A 4618-nucleotide genomic window follows, 5' to 3' on the forward strand; every position below is an offset into this window, starting at 1 on the left:
GAAGAACCTGGTGTGGCTGCGTTCGCCGCTGGATCTGGCAGCCGCGGGCCGCAGCGTGAAGGCCGCGGCGCTGACCTCGCTGGGCTTCGGACACGTCGGCGCGCTCATCGTGTACGCGCACCCGGGCGTGTTTGAGAAGGCCGTCGCCAAGCAGCGCGGCACTGACGCTGCAGCTGCTTGGCGCGAGCGTGCCGAGCAGCGCCTAGCCGCCGGTCACGCCCGCTTCGAGGCCGGCATGTTGGGCCGCGCGCCGCTCTTCGAGGTCATCGACGGCCGCCGCCTGCCGCACGCCGACGCCAAGGTGATGATTGACGGCTACGGCCTCGTCGACGCCGACAAGGCCGCGGAAATCTCCATGCTCCTCGACGCCGATGCGCGCCTGGGCAGCAACGGTGAATTCCCGAGTGTGTAGTCGTTAGCTAACTGGCTGGCCAGACCAGCCAGTAGTAGATAGAGCTCAGGCCCGCTTCCGGAAAAGGGAAGCGGCGCGACGAACCACTCATGTGGATTGTAGGTGCGCCCATCGATCCCAACCTGAGACACCTTCAACCGCACGTCTGCAAAGCAGTGGCTCACGATAAGAGTTATCTGGCGCATTGCGCTCGCAGTCCACCGGGATAACAGCTATCCCGGTAAACTAGGATATCGATCTACCGGGATAAGTCTTATCTCCAATGCCCCAAGCGCATGACAGGAGTCAGCTGTGGCAAAGACAGGCGAATTGGAATGGATCCCCGCTGATGGCAGTGGTCTTTCTCGACGCGCCAAACAAGGAGGTAAGTATCACGCTTTCGTTCCCGATCCCCTCGCAAGCATGTCGTTGAAGCTTCCGTCCGAGCTCTCGCGACGTATCGTTCGCATCGAGCGGGAGATTCACAATCTTGGGATGAGAGACAATACCCACTCCCTTGAAGGAGTTGTGCGACTCCTGCTCCGTTCTGAGGCCGTCGCTTCCTCCCGGATCGAGGGAATCGCTCCCAACTCCGACAAAGTGGCCATGGCGATCCTCGCGCGTGAATCAGATTCCGAAATTCGGGGTTTCAAAGAATCCGCAACAGCTGTCGCCCGCAATGTCGCCATCCTCGACACCATCAATGCAGACTTAGCTTACAAAGACGAGCTGGTCCTGGATGACATTGTTGCAATGCAGACAGCGCTCGTTGCAGAAAAGCCTTTGCAAGGAGTACGAACTACTCAAAACTGGATTGGCGGGTCTGACTATCACCCCATCGATGCGGCTTTTGTCCCCCGCCTCCTGTACAAGTCCCAGGACTCCTCGACGATCTCATTGAATACTTCAACGGGGCAGACCACGCCGCGCTCGTTCAGGCAGCGCTGGTTCATGCACAGTTCGAGACCATCCACCCATTCCCGGATGGGAATGGACGCGTGGGGCGAGCCAAGATTCACGCGCTTTTGCAGCGCAGAGGGCTCACCGATGCTACGGTTCTCCCCGTCAGTATGGTTCTGGCAACGCTCGGTGACCGTTACGTCGACGGACTCACGAAATTCCGCGAGGGTGACGTGCTGGCATGGATCTCTTTCTTCGTCAAGGCTGCACAAGTCGCCACCACCAAAGCAGCTGAACTTGCGGATAGCGTCGCCGCCCTAGAAGCAGAATGGATGGACAAGGTCAATCACCACCGCACTGCGCAAGGAAGCAAGCGCGCATTGAAATCGAATTCGACGGAGTTCCAACTGCTCAAGAAGCTACCTGCCATGCCTTTGGTCACGGTGCCCATCGTGAAGTCCGAGCTGGGGATTTCATCGACAAGCACGGCCCGAGATGCTCTCGATTCACTCACCGACGCTGGCATTCTGCGTAAGAAAGTCATCGGTGTGGGCGGGCTTCTCGGTTACTTCGCTGACGATGTTTTCATGTTGGTCAACGATGCTGAACGCCAACTCGCCTCGACGCAGTTTAATACTCGGCTTTCACCTCCGACCGGCCGAGCGGTTCCAGCCCTTCGCGATAAATAAGCAGTAATCATTAGTAGTCACGCGCTTCGTTTCCTTACATAAGGCAAAGCGTCGTGCTGGTGCGACGCTGCAGGAAAGGCATCGGAAAGCGCAAAAGGGACAGTCACTCAAAGTGACGGTCCCTTAATGGCGCAGATTAGGTGCCCTTAACGTTGAGGATCTGGCGCAGGGTGTGCTTGACCTCAACGAGCTGGGTGGCATCGGCCATCACGCGGTCGATGTCCTTGTAGGCGTCCGGAATCTCATCGACGAACTCGGCGCCGGGACGATAGACGATGCCTTCCATGCGTGCGGCAAGGTCCTCCTCGGTGAAGCGGGCCTTGGCCTGGGTGCGCGACATGACGCGGCCGGCGCCGTGCGGCGCAGACTTAAGGCCCGGCGCGTAGCCCTTGCCTTCCACGACGTAGCTGGCGGTGCCCATCGAGCCGGGGATGAGACCGCGGTCGCCCTCATCCGCCTTGATGGCGCCCTTGCGCGTGAGCCACACGTTCTTACCGTAGTGGTTCTCGCGCTGGGTGTAGTTGTGGTGGCAGTTGATGCGCTCGAGCTCGAGGTTCTCGCGATCCGCGCCGGACCAGGTGGCGACGCAGTCGAGGAAGCGGTCCATCATCTCATCGCGATTGAGCAGCGCAAAGTGCTGTGCCCAGTGGAGATCCGCAATGTAGGAGTCGAACTCTTCCGTGCCCTCGACGAGGTAGGCCAGGTCCTTGTCCGCGAGCTGGATCCAGTGCTTCTCGCAGTGGCGCTGCGCAGCTTTGATGTGCTTCTGTGCAATCTTGTTACCCACGCCGCGCGAGCCGGAGTGCAGGAACAGCCAGACGCGATCTTCTTCGTCGAGACACAGCTCGATGAAGTGGTTGCCGCCGCCCAAACTGCCTAGCTGCTGGCGCCAGTGCTTCGAATGACTAAGGTCCACGCCGGTGTCCTGGGCCAGCTGCGCGAGCTCGCGCGTGCGGGCCTCGGTGCGCGGGTCCATGATCCAACCGTTGTAGTTTCCGGGCGAGAGTGGAATGGAGTCTTCGACCGCGGTGCGCAGGTCCTCGAGAGCGAAGTCCTGGATATCCGCGTGCGTAAGGTGGGTCCGCACGGCAATCATGCCGCAGCCGATGTCCACGCCGACGGCCGCCGGGATGACGGCACGCAGCGTGCCGAAAACGGTGCCGACCGAGGAGCCCTTGCCGAAGTGGGCATCAGGCATGAGCGCCACGTGTGGGTAGACGAAGGGCAGGTCAGCGACGAGTTGTGCCTGCGCCACCGTCTTGTCTTCAACAATGGAGGCGAAGTTGTGCAGGCGCATAAAAGAGCCTTTCTCTGCGTTTGCGTAACGCAGTTCGTGAGAAAGGGCCTGCTTGGGCGGCTGACTTATAAGTTTGCGCGCGGGTCGCGCGGCTGGCACCAACGTCCGGGATAAGCAGGGCCGCTTTCCCGGGAAATGGTCAAGTCAGCCTGTTAGAAGAGTTGCTTAAAGAAGCGTCCTAGCGGCTGATTGTTATAGATCATCATCGCGGTTCGCCTCCTTTATGCTTTCTCGTTCTTCTTTCGGGCTGTTAGTGCTGCGTGTGAGCCTACACGATGTACGCGATTTCTGCATGCGATTGATGATGCGAAGAAATTCACCCAGCCACGAAAAACTTGACACCGTCCATTCAACCGCATTCGCTGCCTGCTCATTTGTTCGTCCGTCTGGCGGGGTGTCGTGCGCCGTGATGAGCTTCGTTTAATCGTTCAGCCCACCTCGACCTAGTCGAGAGTGGGCTGGATCTTTATCTGGGTTATGCAGCAAGATTGCTCTGGGTAAAGCCGACGTCGTGGTCGCCGGCCGCATCGACGACGTGCAGGGCGAGTCCCTCCAAGGCGGGTGCCGCGCTCTTCCAGACCGGCGGTATCATCGACGTCTTCCGCACCGGCCGCATCCCGGCCAACGTGTCGCTGGACTGCGTTGATCCGCTCATCGCACCGAAGGCGAAGAACCTGGTGTGGCTGCGTTCGCCGCTCGACCTGGGGGCCGCTGGCCGTCCGGTCAAGGCCGCCGCCTGCCGCACGCCGACACCAAAGTGATGATTGACGGCTACGTTTCAGCTAACGCTCGACCAACTTTTGCTTCTCAGGGTCATAAACGACGGAAACGATATCGCCAGTCTGAATCATCTGAATCGCTTGATTGATCACCGGAAGCAGCGCGACGAACCACTCATGTGGATTGTAGGTGCGCCCATCGATCCCAACCTGAGACACCTTCAACCGCACGACCACAAATACCTTGTGCAAGAGGTTTTCCAATGCCGAAGAGCGCAAGTTGTAAACACGATAATCAGCCCCAATCTCTACTGGGGCCATAAGCTAGGTCGGTTCTCTCAATGCAATCGCAACCCGCTGTTTCACCGGATCGCTGATCAATAAGGCCTTCGATGACACGAATGTTCCGTACCAACCCCTCGTAGAGGATTCATGGCGACTAAACAGTCAGGATTCACAAAGTCGCATGGATACAGCGCTACGCCTCTATCGCAAGCGAGACGCTACGACCGCTGACAAACGAGCGGCCTGCACAAACCTGGCGTACATTCTTGGGGATAAGAGACAATTGTTGAAGACCCATCTGCTCACTAATGAAGCGTCCTGGGTTTAGTTCCTACCT

The 4618-nt window shown here is 58.9% G+C and carries 3 protein-coding genes and 2 pseudogenes; 3 read left to right on the forward strand and 2 right to left on the reverse strand.

What is annotated here, in order from left to right; all coding sequences use genetic code 11:
• Window positions 1-412, forward strand: a 412-nt coding sequence (locus HMPREF2888_RS06550) for a hypothetical protein (RefSeq protein ID WP_168163256.1), incomplete at its 5' end; no start/stop codon positions are given.
• A gap of 291 nt (window positions 413-703) precedes the next feature.
• Window positions 704-1980, forward strand: a pseudogene (locus tag HMPREF2888_RS06555) (Fic family protein).
• A 136-nt stretch (window positions 1981-2116) separates the two neighbouring features.
• On the opposite strand, the gene HMPREF2888_RS06560 reads toward HMPREF2888_RS06555, so the two are convergent.
• Window positions 2117-3277 (reverse strand): RtcB family protein, encoded by a 1161-nt coding sequence (locus HMPREF2888_RS06560; protein ID WP_061920324.1) that lies wholly within the window; start codon window positions 3275-3277, stop codon window positions 2117-2119.
• 551 nt (window positions 3278-3828) lie between these two features.
• On the opposite strand from HMPREF2888_RS06560, the pseudogene HMPREF2888_RS12865 reads away from it, so the two are divergent.
• A pseudogene (locus HMPREF2888_RS12865) lies at window positions 3829-4014 on the forward strand (hypothetical protein); the annotation flags it as partial.
• A gap of 45 nt (window positions 4015-4059) precedes the next feature.
• On the opposite strand, the gene HMPREF2888_RS12985 reads toward HMPREF2888_RS12865, so the two are convergent.
• Entirely contained in the window at window positions 4060-4215 is a 156-nt protein-coding gene (locus HMPREF2888_RS12985; protein ID WP_201040634.1) for a hypothetical protein, read from the reverse strand.
• Window positions 4216-4618: the final 403 nt, after the last annotated feature.

It is taken from the genome of Corynebacterium sp. HMSC077D03, assembly GCF_001808545.1.
Lineage (GTDB): Bacteria > Actinomycetota > Actinomycetes > Mycobacteriales > Mycobacteriaceae > Corynebacterium > Corynebacterium simulans.

Bases quoted from the DNA above. Each gene is read 5' to 3' on its own strand.
- HMPREF2888_RS06560 (WP_061920324.1), bottom strand. From the start codon at position 3,277: ATGCGCCTGCACAACTTCGCCTCCATTGTTGAAGACAAGACGGTGGCG.